This is a genomic window from Nocardia sp. NPDC049190, assembly GCF_040648115.1.
GTDB lineage: Bacteria > Actinomycetota > Actinomycetes > Mycobacteriales > Mycobacteriaceae > Nocardia.
The window spans coordinates 106,660-125,921 of record NZ_JBEZDE010000010.1; the positions used below are offsets into that span (position 1 = coordinate 106,660).

16 protein-coding genes, 1 pseudogene and 1 riboswitch are annotated in these 19,262 nt (G+C 67.1%); of the genes and pseudogenes, 8 read left to right on the forward strand and 9 right to left on the reverse strand.

Annotated elements, in window-relative coordinates:
* Positions 1-157: 157 nt before the first annotated feature.
* Positions 158-1,405 (reverse strand): precorrin-3B synthase, encoded by a 1,248-nt coding sequence (locus AB0B25_RS11675; RefSeq protein ID WP_357177226.1) that lies wholly within the window; start codon positions 1,403-1,405, stop codon positions 158-160.
* Between the two features lie 304 nt (positions 1,406-1,709).
* A riboswitch (cobalamin riboswitch) is annotated at positions 1,710-1,841 on the forward strand.
* A gap of 14 nt (positions 1,842-1,855) precedes the next feature.
* On the opposite strand from AB0B25_RS11675, the gene cobN reads away from it, so the two are divergent.
* Positions 1,856-5,428 (forward strand): cobaltochelatase subunit CobN, encoded by a 3,573-nt coding sequence (gene cobN, locus AB0B25_RS11680; protein ID WP_357177228.1) that lies wholly within the window; start codon positions 1,856-1,858, stop codon positions 5,426-5,428.
* A gap of 174 nt (positions 5,429-5,602) precedes the next feature.
* Complete coding sequence (locus AB0B25_RS11685) at positions 5,603-6,130, forward strand: hypothetical protein (RefSeq protein WP_357177230.1); 528 nt, start codon at positions 5,603-5,605, stop codon at positions 6,128-6,130.
* Between the two features lie 59 nt (positions 6,131-6,189).
* Here the strand turns inward: AB0B25_RS11685 and AB0B25_RS11690 are convergent, their stop codons facing one another.
* Both AB0B25_RS11690 and AB0B25_RS11695 read right to left on the reverse strand, forming a co-directional pair.
* Complete coding sequence (locus AB0B25_RS11690; protein WP_357177232.1) at positions 6,190-7,542, reverse strand: cytochrome P450; 1,353 nt, start codon at positions 7,540-7,542, stop codon at positions 6,190-6,192.
* A gap of 255 nt (positions 7,543-7,797) precedes the next feature.
* Complete coding sequence (locus tag AB0B25_RS11695; protein WP_357177234.1) at positions 7,798-8,163, reverse strand: STAS domain-containing protein; 366 nt, start codon at positions 8,161-8,163, stop codon at positions 7,798-7,800.
* Positions 8,164-8,608: 445 nt separating this feature from the next.
* Here AB0B25_RS11695 and AB0B25_RS11700 point away from each other — a divergent pair, with 445 nt between their 5' ends.
* The 6 genes from AB0B25_RS11700 to AB0B25_RS11725 all read left to right on the forward strand — a co-directional run bounded on the left by AB0B25_RS11700 (position 8,609) and on the right by AB0B25_RS11725 (position 14,313).
* Positions 8,609-9,049: an ATP-binding protein gene (locus AB0B25_RS11700; RefSeq protein WP_357177236.1), complete on the forward strand. Its 441-nt coding sequence runs from the start codon at positions 8,609-8,611 to the stop codon at positions 9,047-9,049.
* A 373-nt stretch (positions 9,050-9,422) separates the two neighbouring features.
* Positions 9,423-10,643 carry a macrolide family glycosyltransferase gene (locus AB0B25_RS11705; protein ID WP_357177238.1) on the forward strand — a complete coding sequence of 407 codons (1,221 nt, stop codon included), beginning with the start codon at positions 9,423-9,425 and terminating at the stop codon, positions 10,641-10,643.
* Positions 10,644-10,646: 3 nt separating this feature from the next.
* Positions 10,647-11,138, forward strand: coding sequence for a hypothetical protein (locus AB0B25_RS11710; RefSeq protein WP_357177240.1), 492 nt, complete (start codon positions 10,647-10,649; stop codon positions 11,136-11,138).
* On the forward strand, positions 11,135-12,088 hold the full coding sequence (locus AB0B25_RS11715; RefSeq protein WP_357177242.1) for a hypothetical protein: 954 nt from the start codon (positions 11,135-11,137) through the stop codon (positions 12,086-12,088). Before AB0B25_RS11710 ends, AB0B25_RS11715 begins: the two co-directional genes overlap by 4 nt.
* A 315-nt stretch (positions 12,089-12,403) precedes the next feature.
* The gene (locus AB0B25_RS11720) at positions 12,404-13,558 is read left to right on the forward strand and encodes an FIST N-terminal domain-containing protein (RefSeq protein WP_357177244.1); all 1,155 of its coding nucleotides are present in this window, start codon (positions 12,404-12,406) and stop codon (positions 13,556-13,558) included.
* The gene (locus tag AB0B25_RS11725; protein ID WP_357177246.1) at positions 13,555-14,313 is read left to right on the forward strand and encodes a Mut7-C RNAse domain-containing protein; all 759 of its coding nucleotides are present in this window, start codon (positions 13,555-13,557) and stop codon (positions 14,311-14,313) included. Before AB0B25_RS11720 ends, AB0B25_RS11725 begins: the two co-directional genes overlap by 4 nt.
* A gap of 29 nt (positions 14,314-14,342) precedes the next feature.
* On the opposite strand, the gene AB0B25_RS11730 is transcribed toward AB0B25_RS11725, so the two are convergent.
* The 6 genes and pseudogenes from AB0B25_RS11730 to AB0B25_RS11755 form a co-directional block, all read right to left on the reverse strand.
* Positions 14,343-15,368, reverse strand: a complete 1,026-nt coding sequence (locus AB0B25_RS11730) for a patatin-like phospholipase family protein (protein ID WP_357177247.1) — start codon at positions 15,366-15,368, stop codon at positions 14,343-14,345.
* A gap of 408 nt (positions 15,369-15,776) precedes the next feature.
* Positions 15,777-16,389 (reverse strand): annotated as a pseudogene (locus AB0B25_RS11735) (SDR family oxidoreductase); the annotation flags it as partial.
* A gap of 117 nt (positions 16,390-16,506) precedes the next feature.
* Positions 16,507-17,208 (reverse strand): DUF6875 domain-containing protein, encoded by a 702-nt coding sequence (locus AB0B25_RS11740; protein WP_357177249.1) that lies wholly within the window; start codon positions 17,206-17,208, stop codon positions 16,507-16,509.
* Entirely contained in the window at positions 17,205-17,639 is a 435-nt protein-coding gene (locus AB0B25_RS11745; RefSeq protein WP_357177251.1) for a hypothetical protein, read from the reverse strand. The genes AB0B25_RS11740 and AB0B25_RS11745 overlap by 4 nt, the downstream gene beginning before the upstream one ends.
* A 418-nt stretch (positions 17,640-18,057) precedes the next feature.
* Positions 18,058-18,609: a dihydrofolate reductase family protein gene (locus AB0B25_RS11750; protein WP_357177253.1), complete on the reverse strand. Its 552-nt coding sequence runs from the start codon at positions 18,607-18,609 to the stop codon at positions 18,058-18,060.
* A gap of 118 nt (positions 18,610-18,727) precedes the next feature.
* Positions 18,728-19,138, reverse strand: a complete 411-nt coding sequence (locus AB0B25_RS11755) for a hypothetical protein (RefSeq protein WP_357177255.1) — start codon at positions 19,136-19,138, stop codon at positions 18,728-18,730.
* Positions 19,139-19,262: the final 124 nt, after the last annotated feature.

Sequence of the window (19,262 nt, forward strand, 5' to 3'; positions counted from 1 at the left end):
AGTTACGACGGTGAGTGGCCGGCGGAAACATTGCGGTATTCGTCGCAGTGCCGAGGTAGGTGGTGTCGATACGGGCCTGGGGCGCAATGGTGTGCAGGTGACCGCGAGGACGCGCAATCGGTGGCCGGGAGATGGTGACTCGCGCGCGTCCTCTCGGTCAGTCGATGCGATAGCCCTCGTCGGTCGCGACGACGTCGGTGGCCGCGCCGCGAGGGCGGCCACAGCGGCGGTCGCAGCCGGACCAGTGTTGCCGACCGGCGACTGTGACCTCCGCCGAAGCGATCACTGGAATGTCCAGGATTCGTTGGTCGGCGCCATTTTTCAGCTCGGTGCGTTCGGTGCTGGAAGTGTCTGCCCCGACTGTGCTGTCAGCGGATGGCAGCACACGCCCCGAGTCGATCGCCGCCGTCACGTCGGCGCGGACATCGGTGTGGGATTTCGCGCAGCCAGGCTGTCCGGCACAGGCGCTGACCAGGTGCCAGGGCGAATCGGCGTCGAAGACCAGACCCATCGGCGCGAGTACGCGCACCACCTGTTCAGCGGCCCATTCCTCGAGGTCGGTAGCTATCAGGCCGCGCCACGGGGTGACGAAAACGGGGCGTTCTATGGCGGCCAGGAACTCTGCGGTACGGGCGGGTAAGGAACCGAGGCGCACGCCGGCGCCGAGGCTGATCAGACCGTTGTCCTGCTCCAGCCAACCGATCGGAACAACCTGTGCGGTAGTGAATTCGAGACGATCGTCGCCGGGGGACAGGCCGAGGAGATCGACCACACGCTCGCTGCCGTGCGCTATGTCACGCAACCGCCAGCGGCCGGGGTTGTCATCGCGCAGTGCCACGAACCCGTGGGCGGCGGCGAGCACGACCTCGGCCACGTCGGCGGCGTGGATCCGGATGCCGCTGTCCTCGCCGGCCAACAGCAGCGCGAACTCGTCCGCGCCGAGGGCATGCGCACCGATATCGGCGCCGAGTCCGCTGACATCACCACGGCCGTCATCGAGGGTGAACAGCGCCCGGCCGGGTAGATCGGCGAGGCGAGGCGCGGCCATCAGCTCGGTGTCCAGCGTGCGAACCAGTCCGTGCACGTCCGCCACGCCACCGATTCGTCCGGACAGTGGCGACGCGATGATGTTGCGCACCCGCTCGTGCGTGCGGCTGGGCAGTAGACCGACGCTCTCCAGTCGCGCCCACAGCGCCTCGGCATCGCCTATCCGGCGCAGTTGGACGTTGCCCCGTGAGGTGAGCTCGATGTTCCCATCGCCGAGGTCGTGCGCGGCCTCGGCGAGGACCTGCCATTGCGCGGGCTCCACTCGCCCCCCGGGCACCCGAATCCGCGCCAATGGCCCATCGGCCGCCTCATGTAACCGGAGCACGCCGGGACAGGAATCGGCAGCAGGTCGTGTCATAACTTCCTCAGCCTACGTGCCCCTGGGCCGGCCCTGGCCACGGCGACCGGCGAGTTCCCCACGATCCGGACGCCGAGTTGTCGACGTCGGGCTGGTTCGCGGGCTGTCGCGGAGCAGGCCGTTACCGATTTCGTGTCGAACCGGGATGGCCGACCTGGCTGAGGGAGGTGGCGCCGCGCTGCGATCGCCTGCGCAGGGGTGGCCGGCTTCGGCCCTACCCACCCCACGAGCTGTGTGCAGATCATCGACGACTTGCCGGCCGACCGGAATCGCGCGGTATGGCGGATACGCAGTCCGACTCGCCTGCGTATCCAGGTAGCATCGGCGTGCTCGGCGGACCACGAGGAAACCGGTGGGAATCCGGTGCGGTCGCGCCACTGTAGACAGCCAGACCCTCCCGGCGAGCAGCGAACCCCCGATGGGCGCGTCACCCAAGGAAGGCTGCCACCTGTGATTCTGCTGCTGTCCACGTCCGACACCGATCTGCTGAGCGCCCGCGCCAGCGGTGCCGACTACCGATGGGGTAACCCCGCTCGTCTGCTGGTCGACGACTTGCCGGAGGTGCTCGCCGGCGCCGATCTGGTGGTCGTGCGAATCCTCGGCGGCAAGCGGGCGTGGGAAGACGGGCTGTCGGCAGTGCGCGCCAGCGGCGTACCGCTGATCGCGCTCGGTGGCGAGATCGCCCCGGACGCCGAGTTGATGGAGTGCTCAACCGTGCCGGGGGGCGTCGCGGCCGACGCGCACAACTACCTCGCTGCGGGTGGCCCGGCGAATCTGCGTCAGTTGCACAACTTCCTCTCCGACACCGTACTGCTCACCGGATACGGGTTCGAGCAGCCGGTCCACCTGCCGAGCTGGGGCGCGCTGGATCGGCCCGTGGCGCCGGTCGAGGGTCCGACGGTCGCGGTGATCTATTACCGTGCACAGCACCTCGCGGGCAATACCGCGTACATCGATGCGCTGTGCACCGCGATCGAACAGGCCGGCGCGCGCCCGCTGCCGCTGTACTGTGCGTCGCTGCGCACCGCCGAGCCGGAACTGCTCACCACGCTGCGACAGGCGGACGCCCTCGTGGTCACCGTGCTGGCCGCCGGCGGTACCAAACCCGCCACCGCCTCCGCGGGCGGCGAGGACGAAGCATGGGACGTCGGTGCGCTGGCCGATCTGGACGTGCCCATTCTGCAGGGTCTCTGCCTGACCAGCGGCCGGGACCAGTGGGAGGCCAATGACGACGGCCTGTCGCCGTTGGACGTCGCCACCCAGGTCGCCGTGCCGGAGTTCGACGGCCGGATCATCACCGTCCCGTTCTCGTTCAAAGAGTTCGACGCCGACGGCCTGTCCACCTATGTCCCCGACCCCGAACGCGCGGCCCGGGTCGCGGGCATCGCCACCCGCTATGCCCGGCTGCGTCACATCCCTGCCGCACGCAAGCGCGTCGCTGTCATGCTGTCGGCCTATCCGACCAAGCACGCCCGGATCGGCAACGCCGTCGGCCTGGACACCCCGGCGAGCGCGATCCGTCTACTCACCGAAATGCGTTCCGCTGGCTATGACCTCGGCGAACCCGGCGAGATTCCCGGGCTGGCCGAACGCGACGGTGATGCTCTCGTGCACGCCCTGATCGCTGCCGGCGGGCAGGACCCGGACTGGCTTACCGCCGAACAGTTGGAGGGCAATCCGATCCGCATCGGCGCGGCGACCTATGCCGCCTGGTTCGACACCCTGCCGGTAGATCTGCGCGAAGCCGTCGTCGAGACGTGGGGGCCGGCACCCGGCGGGCTGTACGTCGACCGGTCGGCCGATCCGAACGGCGAGATCGTCATCGCCGCACTGCGTTTCGGCAACATCGTGTTGATGGTGCAACCGCCGCGCGGATTCGGCGAGAACCCGGTCGCCATCTACCACGACCCGGATCTGCCGCCGAGCCACCACTACCTCGCTGCCTATCGCTGGCTCAGCGCGCCGGAGGGTTTCGCCGCCGACGCGCTGGTGCACCTGGGCAAACACGGCAATCTGGAGTGGTTGCCCGGCAAGACGCTCGGCATGTCCGCCTCCTGCGGCACCGATGCCGCACTCGGCGACCTGCCGCTGATCTACCCCTTCCTGGTGAACGACCCCGGCGAGGGAACCCAGGCCAAAAGGCGCGCGCACGCCACCCTCGTCGACCACCTGATTCCACCGATGGCCCGTGCCGAAAGCTACGGTGACATCGCGCGTCTGGAGCAACTTCTCGACGAGCACGCCAACATCTCGGCGCTCGACCCCGCCAAACTTCCGGCCATCCGTCAGCAGATCTGGACGCTGATGCGGTCGGCGAAGATGGATCACGACCTCGGTCTCGCCGAACGCCCGGATGAGGAGTCCTTCGACGACATGCTGTTGCATGTCGACGGCTGGCTGTGCGAGATCAAGGACGTCCAGATCCGCGACGGTCTGCACGTGCTCGGCCAGGCGCCCACAGGCGAGAGCGAACTCGACTTGGTGCTCGCCATGTTGCGTGCCCGTCAACTGTGGGGCGGCGAGCGCTCCGTGCCCGGCCTGCGGGAAGCGCTCGGCCTCGACGAGTCCGGAACCGAGATGCGTGAGCGGGTTGACACCGTGGAATCCCTTGCCCGTGAACTCGTTTCGGGGCTGCAGGCGGCGAATTGGTCGCTGGACGTGGTCGACGGTCTCACCGCTGATGCCGAGGTCCGCCGGGTGCTGCGATTCGCGGCCACCGAGGTGGTGCCGCGGCTGCGACAGACCGGGGTCGAGATCGAGCGAGTGTTGCATGCGCTGGACGGCGGCTTCATTCCGGCGGGTCCGAGTGGGTCGCCGTTGCGCGGTCTGATCAACGTGCTGCCCACCGGCCGCAACTTCTATTCGGTCGACCCGAAGGCTGTGCCGTCGCGCCTGGCCTGGGAAACCGGCCAGGCCATGGCGGAATCGCTGTTGAACCGGTACCGGGCCGATCATGGCGAATACCCGCGGTCGGTCGGCCTTTCGGTGTGGGGTACCTCCGCCATGCGCACGTCCGGCGACGACATCGCGGAAGTCTTTGCGCTGCTGGGTGTCCGACCGGTCTGGGATGAGGCGAGCCGACGGGTCACGACCCTGGAAGTGATGTCGCTCGCGGAATTGGGCCGCCCCCGGGTGGATGTCACCGTACGGATCAGCGGCTTCTTCCGTGACGCCTTCCCGCATGTGCTGGCCTTGTTGGACGACGCGGTGCGCTTGGTCGCCGACCTGGACGAGCCCGCCGATGCGAACTACGTGCGCGCGCACGTAGAGGCCGACCTCGCCGAGCACGGTGATCAGCGGCGAGCGACCACCCGCATCTTCGGCTCCAAGCCGGGTACCTACGGCGCGGGCCTGCTGCAGTTGATCGACTCGAAGAGTTGGCGCACCGACGATGACCTCGCGCAGGTGTACACCACCTGGGGTGGCTACGCCTATGGCCGCGATCTCGATGGCGCGCCCGCTGCCGACGACATGCGCGGCGCCTACCGGCGAATCGCGGTGGCCGCGAAGAACACCGACACACGTGAGCACGACATCGCCGATTCCGACGACTATTTCCAGTTCCACGGCGGCATGGTCGCTACCGTACGAGCGCTGACCGGCAAGAATCCGGTGGCATACATCGGCGACAGCACCCGCCCCGACGCCGTGCGCACGCGGACGCTCTCGGAGGAGACCTCGCGAGTGTTCCGTGCCCGCGTGGTGAACCCGCGCTGGCTGGAGGCCATGCGCAGGCATGGCTACAAAGGCGCCTTCGAGATGGCGGCGACCGTGGACTACCTGTTCGGCTACGACGCCACGACGAATGTCATCGCCGACTGGATGTACGAGAAGCTGTCGGAAAGCTATGTTTTCGACGACGTGAACCGCAAGTTCATGGAGCAGTCCAACCCGTGGGCCCTGCACGGCATTGCCGAGCGGCTGCTCGAAGCCGCCGAGCGCAAGCTGTGGGAGAAGCCCGACCGGGCCACACTCGATCGACTGCGTCAGGTCTATCTCGAGACCGAAGGGGAATTGGAATAGCTCTGAATTCGACCCCAGACTTTTCGGGGCGACGCCGAAATATTTGATCTTGCAAGGTAATTCGATACTTTCAGCTCTCGACATCGGCGCGTCGAGCGCGCATCATTAGGGATGCTCCACCGCCGTTCTCGGGGAAACGACATAATCGAATCGGCTGGATGATCGGGAAATCTCATGAAGCTCAGGAAACTGCTGGCGACCACAGTGCTGACCATTGCCGCCACCGGTGTCACGGCGGCCACCGCCTACGGCCAGGCCGAGGTGTCCGACCAGGTGATCGGCGGCATCGACCACGGTATCGCTTACACGGCCGCCGTCGCGCCCGATCGGTCGAGCGCGACGGTCACCGTGACCTCGGGAACGTTCGCGGTGACGTCGGGCGCCATGGTGACGGTCCATGCACCGGACGGTGCGGTGGTCGCCACGGTGCCGACGACACTGCAGACGGTGGCTGGTCAGCAGGTTCGGGTGACGCCGGAAGTCGACGCGGCCGGGACCACCTTGACATTGACCCCGGTCGGGGCCGCGGTCCCGGAACCGGGTGCGCCACAGTTCATCGGTGACGCGGGTACCACCGTGGCAGGTGTCTTGATCGGCTGCGCCGTCGGCACGCTGATCGGTCTGCTCTTCTTGATCGTCGGGTTCCTGCCCGGCTGTGTGATCGGTGGCATCATCGGCGGTATCGCGGGCGCCAACCAGTAGCACGGCGCGCCCGAATCGCGCCGCGGTGGTCGGACCGTGTTCGTCGGGTTACCGGAAGGCTAACCGGCCTGTGTCATGCATGGCTCGACCACGAAATCGAGCCCGAAGTTGTTCAATGTCACCGGCAGCGGAGCATTCGGTGCCGGCTGCGGTGCAGACCGCAGCCGGAACTCCGCCGTGGTGAGCAGGTGCGCGAGCAGTGTGCTCGTGACGAACAGCACGAGGTTGCGGCCAGGGCAGTCGGCCGGGCCCGCGCTGAACGGGACGAGTTGCGGATACTGCTCCGCGCGGCCGTCGAGCCAGATATCCGGAACGAACTCGTCGGCGAAGGGAAGCAGGTCGGGATCTCGATGGAATGCCGGGACCGCGATCATCAGCGCGGCACCGGCCGCGATGGTGAAGCGTTCCTCGTCGTCACGCCACTGTGTGTCGGTAGTGATGTCGCGCAGGATCGTCGGTGTGGTCGGCCACAGCCGCACCGACTCGAGCACGCAGGCCCGCAGATAGCTGCGCAGGTCGAGGCGATCCGCGTCGGCGGCGTCGGCCAGCGCCCGGGCGGCCTGCTCGGGATGGGTGGTCAACACTGCCAGCGCTCGGCTCAGCGCCATACCGGCGGCATCGAAGGCGAACAGCCAGTGCGGGATCTGTCCGACCGGGTCCGTCGCGCCGGCCGCGGGCACAGCGGCCAGCGCACCGGCCAGACTGTCGGGCTGCGCGGACTCGACGTAACGGTACAGACGATTGGTGAACAGGTCGCGCCGCCTACGGTGCGCCGGGGCCAGGAATGACCAATTGCCCGCCGAGCGGAGCCGCCCCAGTTCGTCGGTGAGCGTGGTGTCATCGCGGCCACGGTCGCCGAGTACCAGTCGTCGCACCAATCGCCACCACTGGACGGTGAATTGCGTCGCGTCCATGTGCCCACGGTGCAGCGCCGACACGACCAGGTCCCGCGCCTCGTCCGCGATGATGGCGGCGAAGGGCAGGGCGAGCCGATGCAGCGGCTCGGCGGTGTCCAACGCGGCTTCGTTCAGGGCTCGACGCTGGGTTCGGATCGGGCCGTCGGACAACAACACACCGTGTGGCTGGAACTGACGCAGCGCGGCACGTTTCTCCCGATTGGCCGGGTGAAACGGCATCGGTGAGTCGGCCAACACCCGACCGACGTCCTGCGGGTCGAGAACCACCACGATCCGACGTCCCGGCACGACGAGTTCGACCGGGCCGGATCCGAATTCGCGGCGCAGCTGACGCATGCGCTCGATCACCCGGGAATCGGCCTTGGTGTGCTCGAGCAAGCCCATCACCGGCCGCCTCCGCGCGATGACCCCGGACGCGACAGAGGCGAATCCGAGATCCGCCAATGCGGCCGCCGCGGACACCCCCACCAGCCGGTGTTGGCGGTTCTCTGTCATACGGCCTCCTCCCGGAGCACTGTGGTCGACACGGTGTCGACGACCGGGCAGATACCCGGTGCTGCCCACCTGAAACCGCGCGGTGTGCACAGTGTGCCGGCTGCCTGCCTCATGCCGTCGGGGATAGCAGCCAGGAGGGTTGCCGGCCTGCCGAGCGGCTGGACCCTGTGGATCGAACACTTGCTGCGGAGTGCGCGGGAGGAAACTATCCGACCGTGTGCCGGCCGGACGTCAGAAGTTCGAGGAGCGCCGTCCTCAGTTCGGCGGTGTCTTCTCGCCCACCACCGCGGCCTCGATGGTGTCGAATACGGTGAGCAGCCGGTCCAGTGCGGTGACCTCGATCGGCCGTCGCGCCGCGTCACTGGGTACCACCCGTAGGCCACCGGGCCCGGTCGCCTCCGATGCCGCGAGCAGGACGCTGAGGCCGGCGGAGCCGAGAAATCCCACGTTCGACATGTCCACGACAACAGTGCGCGGAGTTTCGAGGAGGGCCTGCTCGAGCGCCGACTGCAACTGCGGTGCCGATGCCATATCGATCTCGCCGTGTACGGTCACGATCAGGACGTCGCCCGCCGATCGCGCCTGGACCTCGAGCGCCCGCGGTGAGCCTTCGGCACTCACCGCGCACCTGCCATGGCTGCGGCGCACCATCCGGTCACGTGACCGCATACGGATTGCGCTCGGTCCGGGCGCTCGGTCCCACTTCTGCTCCTCGGGCCGTAATACGCCACTTCAACCTCCGCTGCGTGTCGAACCTCTTGCGCTCTCGAAACGGCGCAGAAAATAAGGCATTCCGCGGTCAACTTACCCCATCGTGTCCGAGGCGATCACTCGTCGCGCCGCCATACGCGTTGACCGGCACGGGTGTTCGCTCGCGCCGAAATGGAATAGGCCACGGGAAACCGGCGATCGCGTGTCCGGCGGGACAGATCCGCCGCCGACGGATCCGCTGTGCGGCTGGCTGGCCGCCCAATGTGTGAGATGCGGTGAATCGGGTACCGCTGGACACACGACGTCGACGCAGCACTCGTCCGTGTGGCGCTATTGAAGCAACGGAGGTCAATGTATGGCGAACCGAGGTCGCCGCGCGCCCGCCCCGCTGGAGCTGACGTTTTCCGCCGAGCCAACTCGACTGGCTGCTGTGCGCCGTGCGCTGCGCACCTGGCTGGCGTGCTGTGAGATCGGGGGAGAGGACGCGTGGACTGTGCTGATCGCCGCTGACGAGGCGTGCGCGAACGCTATCGAGCACGGCCACCGGGGCAGGGCCGGCGGCAGCGTCCGCCTCCATGCCTCGACGATCCGGGACGGGGTGCACCTCACCATCAGTGACAACGGCCGATGGCGGCCGGTCACGTCCGCGCCCGACAACCACCGTGGTCGCGGGCTCGAATTGATGCAGGGACTCATGAGCCAGGTGCATGTCGAAACCGGCGACGCCGGGACCGTTGTCGACATGCGCGCGCACTTCGCGCGACCTGGTGCTCCTCGCCCGGTGTCGGCGGTGTAGTTCGGTGCCGGCAGCGGACTCCGACCTGCTCCGATGTCGACGCCATCACCCGCGCCGCTCGGTCCAGCCGGAACGACGGCGGCCGGCCCGACCAGATTTCCTCGGCCGGCCCGGCCCTGCCGCTTTCGATGAACCGACCCAGCTCAGCAGTTTGTCGAAGCAAAAACTGCCCTGTCGCAACCAGGGACGACGACCTCGCCGTGCGCGACAAGGCAACGGTGCCGACCGCAGCTCAGGGCCCCGGCCGAGTGGATCATCGCCGCTGGCATACTGAGCGCGAACGAACGCGATGCTCCGCTCGCGGGAGGTGAGGGCGAATCATGATCGCCACAGGTTGCCGGACACCGGCTCATTCCCCAGCAGGGGGCAGCCGATGAGCGCAGTTGCCTTCCTCAACATCGGCATGCACGGTCACATCAACCCGACACTGCCGGTCGCGGCCGAGCTTGTCCGTCGTGGCCACTCTGTTACGTACCACACGACACCCGCGTACGCCGAGGAGATCGCGGCCACCGGTGCGCGAGTGTTCCTCTACGCCGGGGACGAGATACCGCTTTCCGGCCCGCCGACGGCGGTCACGCTCATGGAGCAACTTGCGCGCACGGCGGTACAGGTGCTGCCTGGAGTCCTCACCGATCTACGGGGCACCCGGCCCGATCTGATCGTGCACGGCTCTGCCTGCCTGTGGGGGCCGGTGGCCGCCCAGGAACTCGACGTGCCAGCGGCGTCGTCGTTCACCACGTTCGCGTTCAACCGGCACGTGCCCAGCCCCACCCGCGCCTCCTGGGCCCTGCTCGCCGCAGCGGCGGCCCGTCCGCGCAGCGTCGGAGGCTATCTCAGGTCGCGCTGGGAACTGCGCCGCCGCTACGACACGCGCGCGGTGTCCCCGATCGACCTGGCAGACATCCGCCAACCGCTCAACCTGGTCTACACCTCACGGGTGTTCCATCCCGACGCCGACAGTTTCGACCAGTCCTACCGGTTCGTCGGACCGAGCATCGGCGCCCGCCCCGCTGACTCGTCGTTCCCGATCGACCGACTGCGGGACCCGGTCCTGTACATCTCCATGGGCACGGTGTTCGACGCCGGCCCACGGCTGCTGCGTAACTTCGCCGACGCACTCGCCCCACTGGGCGGGATGGTGATCATCTCCACCGGACACACCGACCCCGCCGAACTCGGCCCGCTGCCCGCCAACGTGATCGCCTCCCGCTCGGTACCGCAGCTGGAGGTGCTGGCACACACCGCGCTGTTCATCACCCACGGCGGAGTCAACAGCGTCAACGAGGCCCTGCATGCCGGCGTCCCGATGCTGGCGGTCCCGCAGGGGGCCGATCAGACGCTGGTCGCTCGCCGTCTCGTCGAACTCGATGCCGGCCTGTCGATCCGCCCCGAGGACGTCACCGTGGAGTCCGTGCGCGCCCTCGCCCAGCGCCTGCTCGCTGAGCCTCGGTTCCGGGTCGCCGTGCGTACCCTGCAGAGCGCTCAGCGTCTGGCAACCGGCTATCCCCGCGCCGCCGACGAGCTCGAACGCTACCTACGGCAGACCGGCGCCACCCCGGTGGCACCCCCTGAGCTGCCATCGCAGGGCTGACCGGTGTCCCCCTTCGTCGCGATCCTGCTACTGCTCGCCGGTCTGTCCGAGGCCGCCGGGCGCTTCGTGCCCGTGGTGGCCCGCCTGTCCGGCGTGTCCCGAACTCGGGCGGTCTTGTTGATGCTGGCGGGCGCCGTCGTCGACGGCGCGGTATTCGCGCTCTGGCCGCTGTCCGCATGGACCCTGGCCGAACTGGTACTGCCCACCTCGCCGTCGGTCGAGGGCGCGTTGGTCTGGACACCAGCCCTGGCCGCTCCGCTGCTCCTCGCTGCAGTGCTCGCGTTCCCCCTGCTCGGACCGCTGCTACACCTGCTGCTGATGGCGGGCGTAGGGGCCGGCCTCGCCACCTCGCTCGCCCCGCTGGCCGGAGTCGGCTGGTGGGAGGCCACCGGCTGCACAGCTGTCGCGGGACTCGGGCTGGGCGTCGCCGTCGAAGGCGTTCGTCGTCTGGTCGCGAGGCTCAACAGGACGAGGGTGGCGGAGCCACTCCCATGATCGAGTTCGCGCTGCTGCTGTTGCTCGTCGGGATCGGACCGGCGTTGCTCGCCGAAGCGCTGCTCGCCCGTTACGAGGTGCTGGCCTATACCGCAGGCTGGCGGACTCCCACCACCGCGCTCCCCCTTCGGATGCCTTACGCCCGGGGCGCGGACGCGGACCGTCCTCCGGACGCCTACCTGGTCTATCTCGACGGCATCGGAAAACGCCGATTCCAGGACACCCGTGATGGCGGCCAACTGGTCGACTGCCTGATCGGGAAAGCGCCAGAGTTCAGAGTGCTGGGCCAGATCCAGCCCTACTCTCCGCTGGCTCATCCCCTCGCCGACCGGCCGGTGTGGACATGGCTGCGCCGCCGTATCGGGCTGATACTCTTTCTGCACAACGTGATGCAGATCTTCGTCGCCGCCGACCGCCGGTATCGCCCCTTGTACAACCGCGCCGTCGGCTCGCAGATCGCCGCCCAGCTCCAGCTCGCCGGCTACCGCCCTGCCAGCGGTAGCCCCGTGGTGCTGCTCAGTTACAGCGGTGGCGCCCAGGTCGCCACCGGCGCGGTGAACGAATTGTGGTCTCAGCTGCGCTGCCCGCTCTGGCTCGCCACCATCGGCGGATTTTGCAATGGCGCCAACGACATCAGTCATGCCCAGCACGTCTACCGTCTCACCGCTGCCAGCGACTGGATCGAGCGCACCGGTATGTGGATCTTCCCGCAGCGGTGGCGGCTGGTCCGCTGGAGCGGATGGAACCGGGCCGCCCGCGAAGGGAAGATTTCGGTGCACTGGCTCGACCCGGCCACCCACGTCGGTCCGCGCAGCTACATCAGCCCGCAGGCTCGGCTCCCGGACGGCCGCAGCCACCTCGACCGGACCGCCGACACCGTGATCGCGCTGATCCGGGAGGGCATCCGCACTACCGCTGACCCCGAGGACCCGCTGGCTACTCAATCATGATCCGCGAACCGACGGCCTCCTGTGGGCGCCGGATGTATGCACCCGAACGCTGTCGGCGGGGCCCCGGACGGCCGTAGCGGGTGACAGCAAGGAGGCCCTGTGCTGGGGCGGCCTCGACCGGAAGAGTCGTCCCTCCGGATGCACCCAGTTGATCTGGAGCCAACTCTGGGTGGCGGGCGCCGTCGCGGGATCGTCATAGCTTCGTCATCGGTTCGACCGTCGCGCGGTAAACGGTCCAAACGGTGGGCGCCTATCTGAAATGTATTGCGCGGCAACGATACCTATGCTTTCTCCGGGGTTGGCTACGATGGAAGGGTGCGGATCGGAGTCGGGCTCTCCACCGCGCCTGAGGCGCGGCAGGCAGGCGCGGAGGCCGCAGCGCACGCGCGTGACCAGCTCGTGGGCGAGACGGTGTCGCTCGGCGTGCTGCTCGCCTCACGGGCGTACACCGACGAGGCCTCGGCCGTGCTCGCGGGTGTCCACCAGGCAGTCCAGGTCCCCGCCCTGGTCGGATGTGTGGCGCAGGCTGTCGTGGCGGGTCGTCGTGAGATGGAGGACGAGCCCGCGGTGGTGGTATGGCTGGCATCCGGATTGCCCGCCGCCGAGACATTCCAGTTGGAATTCGTCCGCACGGCGACCGGTGGGCTATTGGCCGGCTATCGATTCGACCAGGCCGCCCGCGACTTCCACCTGTTGTTGCCGGACCCTTACTCCTTCCCGGCCGACCTCCTGCTCGAGCACTTGAACGCCGATCTGCCCGGCACCCTCGTCATGGGCGGGTTGGTGAGCGGTGCACGAGGTCCGGCGGGCAGCAGGCTGTTCTGCGATCGCGAGGTGTCGACGTCCGGTGCGGTCGGCGTACGGCTTCCCGGACGGTGCAGTGTCTCGATCGTCTCGCAGGGCTGTCGGCCGATCGGATACCCGTATATCGTCACCGGCGCACACGGCGCGCTGATCACCGAACTCGGCGGCCGGCCGCCGGTCGCGCGGTTGCGCGAGATCGTCGAACTGCTACCACCTGATCAGCAGGAACTGCTGACACACGGCCTACAGATCGGCATTGTGGTGGACGAGCATCTGGCAGCGCCGGGGCAGGGCGACTTCCTGATTCGCGGCCTTCTCGGCGCCGACCCGTCGAGCGGCACGATCGAGATCGGCGAGGTTGTCGAGGTCGGTACGACCGTACAGTTCCAGGTCCGCGACGCGGTCCGGGCGGACAAAGATCTGCGAACCGCCCTCGCGCAGGCGAGTTCGGACCTGCCGGGGCGCCCGGCAGGTGCGTTGCTGTTCACGTGCAACGGACGCGGCCGGCGGATGTTCGGTGTGGCGGATCACGACGCTGCCACGATCGGCGACTTACTCGGCGGCATACCGCTCGCGGGCTTCTTCGCCGCCGGTGAGATCGGTCCCGTCGCCGGACGTAACGCGCTGCACGGCTTCACCGCGGCGATGGCGCTGTTCGTCGAATGAACATCGGCATCCGGGTCTACGCCGAACTGAACGACTTCCTGCGGCCCGGCCAGCGGTACACGGTGTCGGACAGACCCGTCCGCCCGCACCAGACCGTGAAGGACATCGTCGAAGCCGCCGGCATCCCACACACCGAGGTCGACCTGATTCTCGTCAACGGGCAACCGGTGGGCTTCGACCATCACCCGCAGGCCGGTGACCGGATCACCGTGTATCCGGTGTTCGAGACGCTCGATATCGCACGGATCACCCGGGTGCGCCCACGCCCGCTCCGGGAGCCGCGCTTCGTCGCCGATGTCAATCTAGGCGGTCTCGCCAAGATGATGCGGCTGATGGGCTTGGACGTCGACTGCCGGTGGGATGCCGGTGATGCCGAACTCGCCGAGGTGTCGGCGGCCGAGCATCGGATTCTGCTCACCCGCGATCGTGGACTGTTGAAGCGCCGCAATGTCACTCATGGTGTGTATGTCCGGTCGGACCGGCCGCTCGATCAGGTCGTCGAGGTGATCCTGCGTCTAGACCTCATCGAGCGACTCGCGCCGTTCACTCGGTGCCTGCGCTGCGGCGGCGCCGTCGACGCGGTCACCGAAGCATCAGTCGACGATCGGCTGGAACCGCTCACCCGCCGTTACTACGACACGTTCCGGCAGTGCCGCGACTGCGAGCGCGTCTACTGGTCGGGCTCGCATCAGGTCGGTCTCGACGCGACTGTGGCGGCGATCCGCGTGCGGCTGCACAGCGCGACAACCCGCTGACGGCTTGGGTCAGCGCGGTGGTTCGCTGTTCATATTCCGGTCGGAACTCGGAAGCGTTCGACGTACTCCGGCCAGTTCCAGGTGGACAAGAATCGCTGTGCCGCCACATACCCCTTCTGATAGAGCGCTTCGATCTCTTGTTCGGTGATGTCGAAGTTCAGTACGCCGACGTCGGCCGAATCCACCCGGATCGCTCGGGCGTCCACCCAGGGCTGGTTCAAATATGCCTGATCGCGGCCGACCAGCATGGTGGTGAGGACACTCTCGAACAGGTGCGAGGCCCCGCACCGGCGAAGCAGGCCGAGTTGCGGAATCAGCGTGGCATTGCCGGCCGGCAGATGAGGGAGCACCGTAATTCCGAAGGTGGGCCAGCGTGGCAGGTGACCGTCGGTCCGATCGAGAGAATCGATCGGAAAGTTCGACAGCACCCCGCCATCGACCAAGGTCGAAGTCACCCCGGCGGTACTGGTCAACGAGACCGGTCGGAAGAAGAACGGGATCGCCATCGACGCGCGCACGGCCGCTGCCACCGGTTGCGTATCCGGGTCGAGACCGTAGACCCGGTCGTAATCCCAGGGCAGTCGTACCAACTGGCCGGTCGTCACATCCGTAACCGTGACCACCAGGGAGTACTGTCGTTGTGCGGGCAGGGTCTCGTCGTCGATGCGCAAGTCATGGAACGTGGTCACCCCCAGCGTGCGGAGCTTGGCGGCGATCCATTCGTAGGCGTAGTCGCCTCGATAGATTCCACTTCCGCGAAGTATCGCCCAGGACGGCCCGACGAGAGGAATTCTCTCGAACAGCCCACGGTCGAGAAACTTGTCGTACTCGAGACCGAGTGCCAGGTCCTTGACCTCGGCGCCCGTCAGCTGCCCTCGCTGCGATGCCGCCGCGACGATGGCCCCGAGCATCGCGCCGGCCGAGGTGCCCGACACTCGCTGGACCTGGTAACCGGCGTCGATCAGCGCGGCGACTGCCCCTACCAGCCCGACGCCTTTCGCGCCACCGCCCGCGAGAACCAAGTCGGCGGATCGGTCCGACTCCGGCGCGGTCACAGCCGACCTCCGACGTCCAGCCCGCCGTGGTCTGTCGATCGGTACACGTCCATTGCCGCTCCATCAGCGTCGAAGGTCATCGTCCCCGCGAGGTTGCTCGTGTACATTCGTCGCCCATCTTCCTCGGCACCAGGACCGCAGGCGGCGCGAACCGCGAGGTCGAACAGGTCCGAACGAAGGTCTGCGGCGCCGATACCGTTGGTAACGGTGCCGACCAGATCACTTCTCGAATGCGCTGTCCGGCAGCTGATTCGACACCATCGATCGCTTTGTGGCGGATCGAGCCCATTGCGCACCAGCGCATTCAATGACATGCGGCCACGATTTCGCCTGTGTCCGCACAATTGTCGTTCGCACCGTAGGACGAATACTTCGGAGACCGATGGCGGTGCCGGTGGTTGGTTTTCACGGGAGGATGGCATCTATGTCGCCGTGGACGAATTGTTCGACGCCGGGTGTGTGTGTCGGACCGGCCATCACCGAGTTGACCGTGACGCCGGTGCCCGCCGCCGCTTTCGCGTACCCACGGGTGACCGCCAACAGGGCTGTCTTCATTGTGCCGTAATGAACCATCTCGATCGGGGTCACGACCGCCGAATCGCTGGCGATGTTCAGCACCCGCCCGAACCCGCGGTCCATCATTCCTGGCAAGTACATTCGGATCAGGCGCACCGCGGACAGGACATTGACTTCGAAGTAGTGCCGCCTCGTCGTCCCCGATTTCGAGCACGGGCTTGGCGTCGAAGATACCGAGGTTGTTGACGAGGATGTCGAGCTCGTCGACCTGTTCACGCAGCTTCTCCGCGCCGTCGGCGGAGGCTGGATCGGCGGCCGCCGCGGTCACCTCGGCGTCGCGCACTTCGTTCGTGATGGTCGCGCGGGCGCGGTCGGTCTTGTCGCGGTCTCTTCCGTTGACCACCACCGATGCCCCAGCCCGCGCCAGCTCTATCGCAATGGCCAACCCGATGCCCTGACTGGACCCTGATACCAACGCGCGTCGTCCGGAGAGGTCTATGTGCATCCGACCATCGTGCCGCAGCGCACGGACGCGCAGTTTCCGCCACGCCCGAATCGGCACGCAAGACAAACACTTACATCGTTTCTCTTGTCATGGGGTTTCTCTTGTCACGGGCCGTGATCAATCGGCTCCGGGTGACGACGCTGAGCGTGCGGCGCCGACGCTGGGGGCGGGTGTTTCGAGGAGCTTGTCGGCAAGGGAGTTGCTGATGAAGCCCGGGATGCTGGGCGCGAAGATTTTGAGGTAAGTATCGATCCATTCGTGGCGGGTGTTGAGGAACGGGAAGTCGGTGGGCGCCATGTAGCGGATGGCGAGCAGCGGCAGCGGCGCGTCGAGTGCGTGGAAGTCCGGGTTGTGTAGTCCGGGGGTGGCGCAGCCCGGATAAAACTGGCCGATCATCAGTCCTTTGTCGACGAACCGTGTTTTCTGGTCATTCTGGACGGTGTCGATGTTGGCGTAGTCGGTCAGGTCGGGGAAGACCGCGAGGAAGGCTTTTATTTTGGCTTCGGGCTTGTGCTGCGGTGGTAAGGCGGGAAACAGATCGTTCATGTCGTCGACCACCGCGGTGATGTGCTCGGTGTCGATGTGGCGGCCTTCGATGAAAGCGACCCAGAGGTACTCATGCGCAATGGCGCGGGCGGTGTAGGGACAAACCGGGCCGGATCGGCCGAGGTCCGGGTGAGGTCGGCACAGGTGTTCCCGCGTCCACTGGCGAAGTTCGGCGGCGCGGGGATGCTCGGCTTCGCGAGTTGCCCGGTCGTCGGCGAACAGATTGGTCGGTTGCATGCCAGAGCGTGCCCCGATGATTCCGTCAATGTTCATGATCGGCTTCTCGTTGCTGGGGTGAGGTCGAGGTGGCTGGGGGCGTGATCGAAATCCTTCGTGAGTACGTGTCCGATTGCGCCGAGAGCCTCGGGTTCGGTCATCCGTTTGTGGCGGATGGGAACGTGCTGGTCCGCGACGTGGCCGCTGATCCGGCCGTGGTGCGTACGAGCTGGTGTGTCGTCCGTCTGGTCATCGGCAGTGAGGTAGCGCAGGTCACCGTCGAAGCGGGCGGATCGGCTGTCCGACGTGCGGCCGGCGAGCCGGGTGTAGACGTGGTATGGGATCACGAGACGTTCGGTGGTCCGGACGGCGCCCGGGCCGCCCTGCGGATGAAGCAGGCCGGTTGCGGTCTCCGCGGTCGGGTCGGCGGGGATCCGAGCACCACCAAGGCCGCCGAACACAGCGAACTGCGGTTGCTGTTCGGCCATAACACGCTCTCCAGACTCGTCTGGACCAACCAGTTCGTCGGCTTATACCTCAGACCTACGGCACCCACGACGAAACGGTTCAAAACCAACTGGATGTTTTTCTCCGGGCCAGAAAAGACGTCTGGGTTTGTCGAGGTGGGGGTGGATTGCCGAACGCGGATCAGTCCCCGCAGTCGGGCTACCGCAAGTTGACCATCACACCCTCGATTGCCGCGTTCGCGGCGACCGGACGTCGTAGGCAGTCGGCACCTACCGGCGTGGAACCGCACGAGTTGATCAGCGGCACCACTCGGACGGGCTCGACACCATGGCGCGCGCCATGGTGTCGAGCCGATCCGTCCGGCATCCATCGGCACAGTCTCGGCAATCACCCGCGTCACACTCGCGGGCGTCCGGCCGACGGCGGGCTGTTATCAGATCAGGTTGCGGCTGGGCCGTAGTCCAGGTGAACGACCCCGTTGTCGTAGACCTCACACCGCACGAGCGCGAGTTTGGTCGCGTCGACGCCGTCGCGCCACAACCGCTTGCCCTTGCCGAGTGCGATCGGGTACACGAACAGGTGCAAATTGTCGACCAGGCCGTCCGCCAGCAGAGCCCGGACGAGCGTGCCGCTGCCGCTGATGTAGATGCTGCCGTCGGTGTCGTCCTTGAGTTTTCGGATGACGTCCGGGTCGTACGGGCCCAGGCGGGTGCTGTTGGCCCATTCCACCTGAGGCTCCCGCGCGCCGACGATGTATTTCATCGTGTCGTTGAAAAACGGCGCACCAGGATCGTCCTCGGCCGCGCGGGTCGACCAGGCTGGTGCGAACATCTCGAAGGTCGTCCGGCCGAGCAGGATCGCCTTCGACTCGGCCGTGATCGCGCCGAGGGTTTCGCCCATCTTGGGATCGAAGCCGTACTCGAAGGTCCAGGACGGATCCTCGAACACTCCGTCGAGTGCGATGAACTCGTGAACTACTATGGCGCCCATAGCGATATCCTTTCATCCTCAACGCTCGACCATAGCGGTTCGACGCTCGCGTGACCGTTGTCGAAATGATCGAGGTCCGACGGCGCCGATGCACATCGGAGGGTACGGACCGAGTTCACTATGAGTCGATGCGGGCCAGTAACCAGCGAGGACCGGCGGTGTCGGCCCCGATCGCTTCGACCCGGGCGCGGAGTTCACGATCCGCCGTCACCACGGTGATCGATCGGTTTCCGTATTGCTCGGCGGCTGCTGCTACGGCACCGACCACAGCGTCATCTCCCGAACCGTCGGCCAGTAGCACCCGCAGGTTTTCGAAGTCCGGCTTCGTCTCATCGGTGAGCGCGGCCTTCGCCGCGCCCTCCAGCACCACAACCACCTCGACCGGTCGTCCAAGGCCTGCTCCCGAGGTAGCGAGTTGCTCGAGCAATCGCCGGGTCGCGCCGACACGATCGCGCCACCAGCCATCGGGCCTCGAGCCGACGACATTCGCCGCATCCACCACGATCAGTTGAACCTCGTCTTCTCGCACACAGTCAGTCTTCTCTCCTTCCCACCACCGGCGTGGGTGGCGAGGGTCGTGGCGGAGCCGCCGATGCCGCGGTCGGCTCTGCGGCGTCGACAACTACCCGGCCGCGAACGCCGACGCTGCTTAC

Excerpts from the sequence above, each read along its gene's own strand:
- AB0B25_RS11675 (WP_357177226.1), bottom strand. The coding sequence starts at position 1,405 with ATGACACGACCTGCTGCCGATTCCTGTCCCGGCGTGCTCCGGTTACAT.
- AB0B25_RS11685 (WP_357177230.1), top strand. The coding sequence starts at position 5,603 with ATGAAGCTCAGGAAACTGCTGGCGACCACAGTGCTGACCATTGCCGCC.
- AB0B25_RS11690 (WP_357177232.1), bottom strand. The coding sequence starts at position 7,542 with ATGACAGAGAACCGCCAACACCGGCTGGTGGGGGTGTCCGCGGCGGCC.
- AB0B25_RS11700 (WP_357177236.1), top strand. The coding sequence starts at position 8,609 with ATGGCGAACCGAGGTCGCCGCGCGCCCGCCCCGCTGGAGCTGACGTTT.
- AB0B25_RS11705 (WP_357177238.1), top strand. The coding sequence starts at position 9,423 with ATGAGCGCAGTTGCCTTCCTCAACATCGGCATGCACGGTCACATCAAC.
- AB0B25_RS11715 (WP_357177242.1), top strand. The coding sequence starts at position 11,135 with ATGATCGAGTTCGCGCTGCTGCTGTTGCTCGTCGGGATCGGACCGGCG.
- AB0B25_RS11725 (WP_357177246.1), top strand. The coding sequence starts at position 13,555 with ATGAACATCGGCATCCGGGTCTACGCCGAACTGAACGACTTCCTGCGG.
- AB0B25_RS11740 (WP_357177249.1), bottom strand. The coding sequence starts at position 17,208 with ATGAACATTGACGGAATCATCGGGGCACGCTCTGGCATGCAACCGACC.
- AB0B25_RS11745 (WP_357177251.1), bottom strand. The coding sequence starts at position 17,639 with ATGGCCGAACAGCAACCGCAGTTCGCTGTGTTCGGCGGCCTTGGTGGT.
- AB0B25_RS11750 (WP_357177253.1), bottom strand. The coding sequence starts at position 18,609 with ATGGGCGCCATAGTAGTTCACGAGTTCATCGCACTCGACGGAGTGTTC.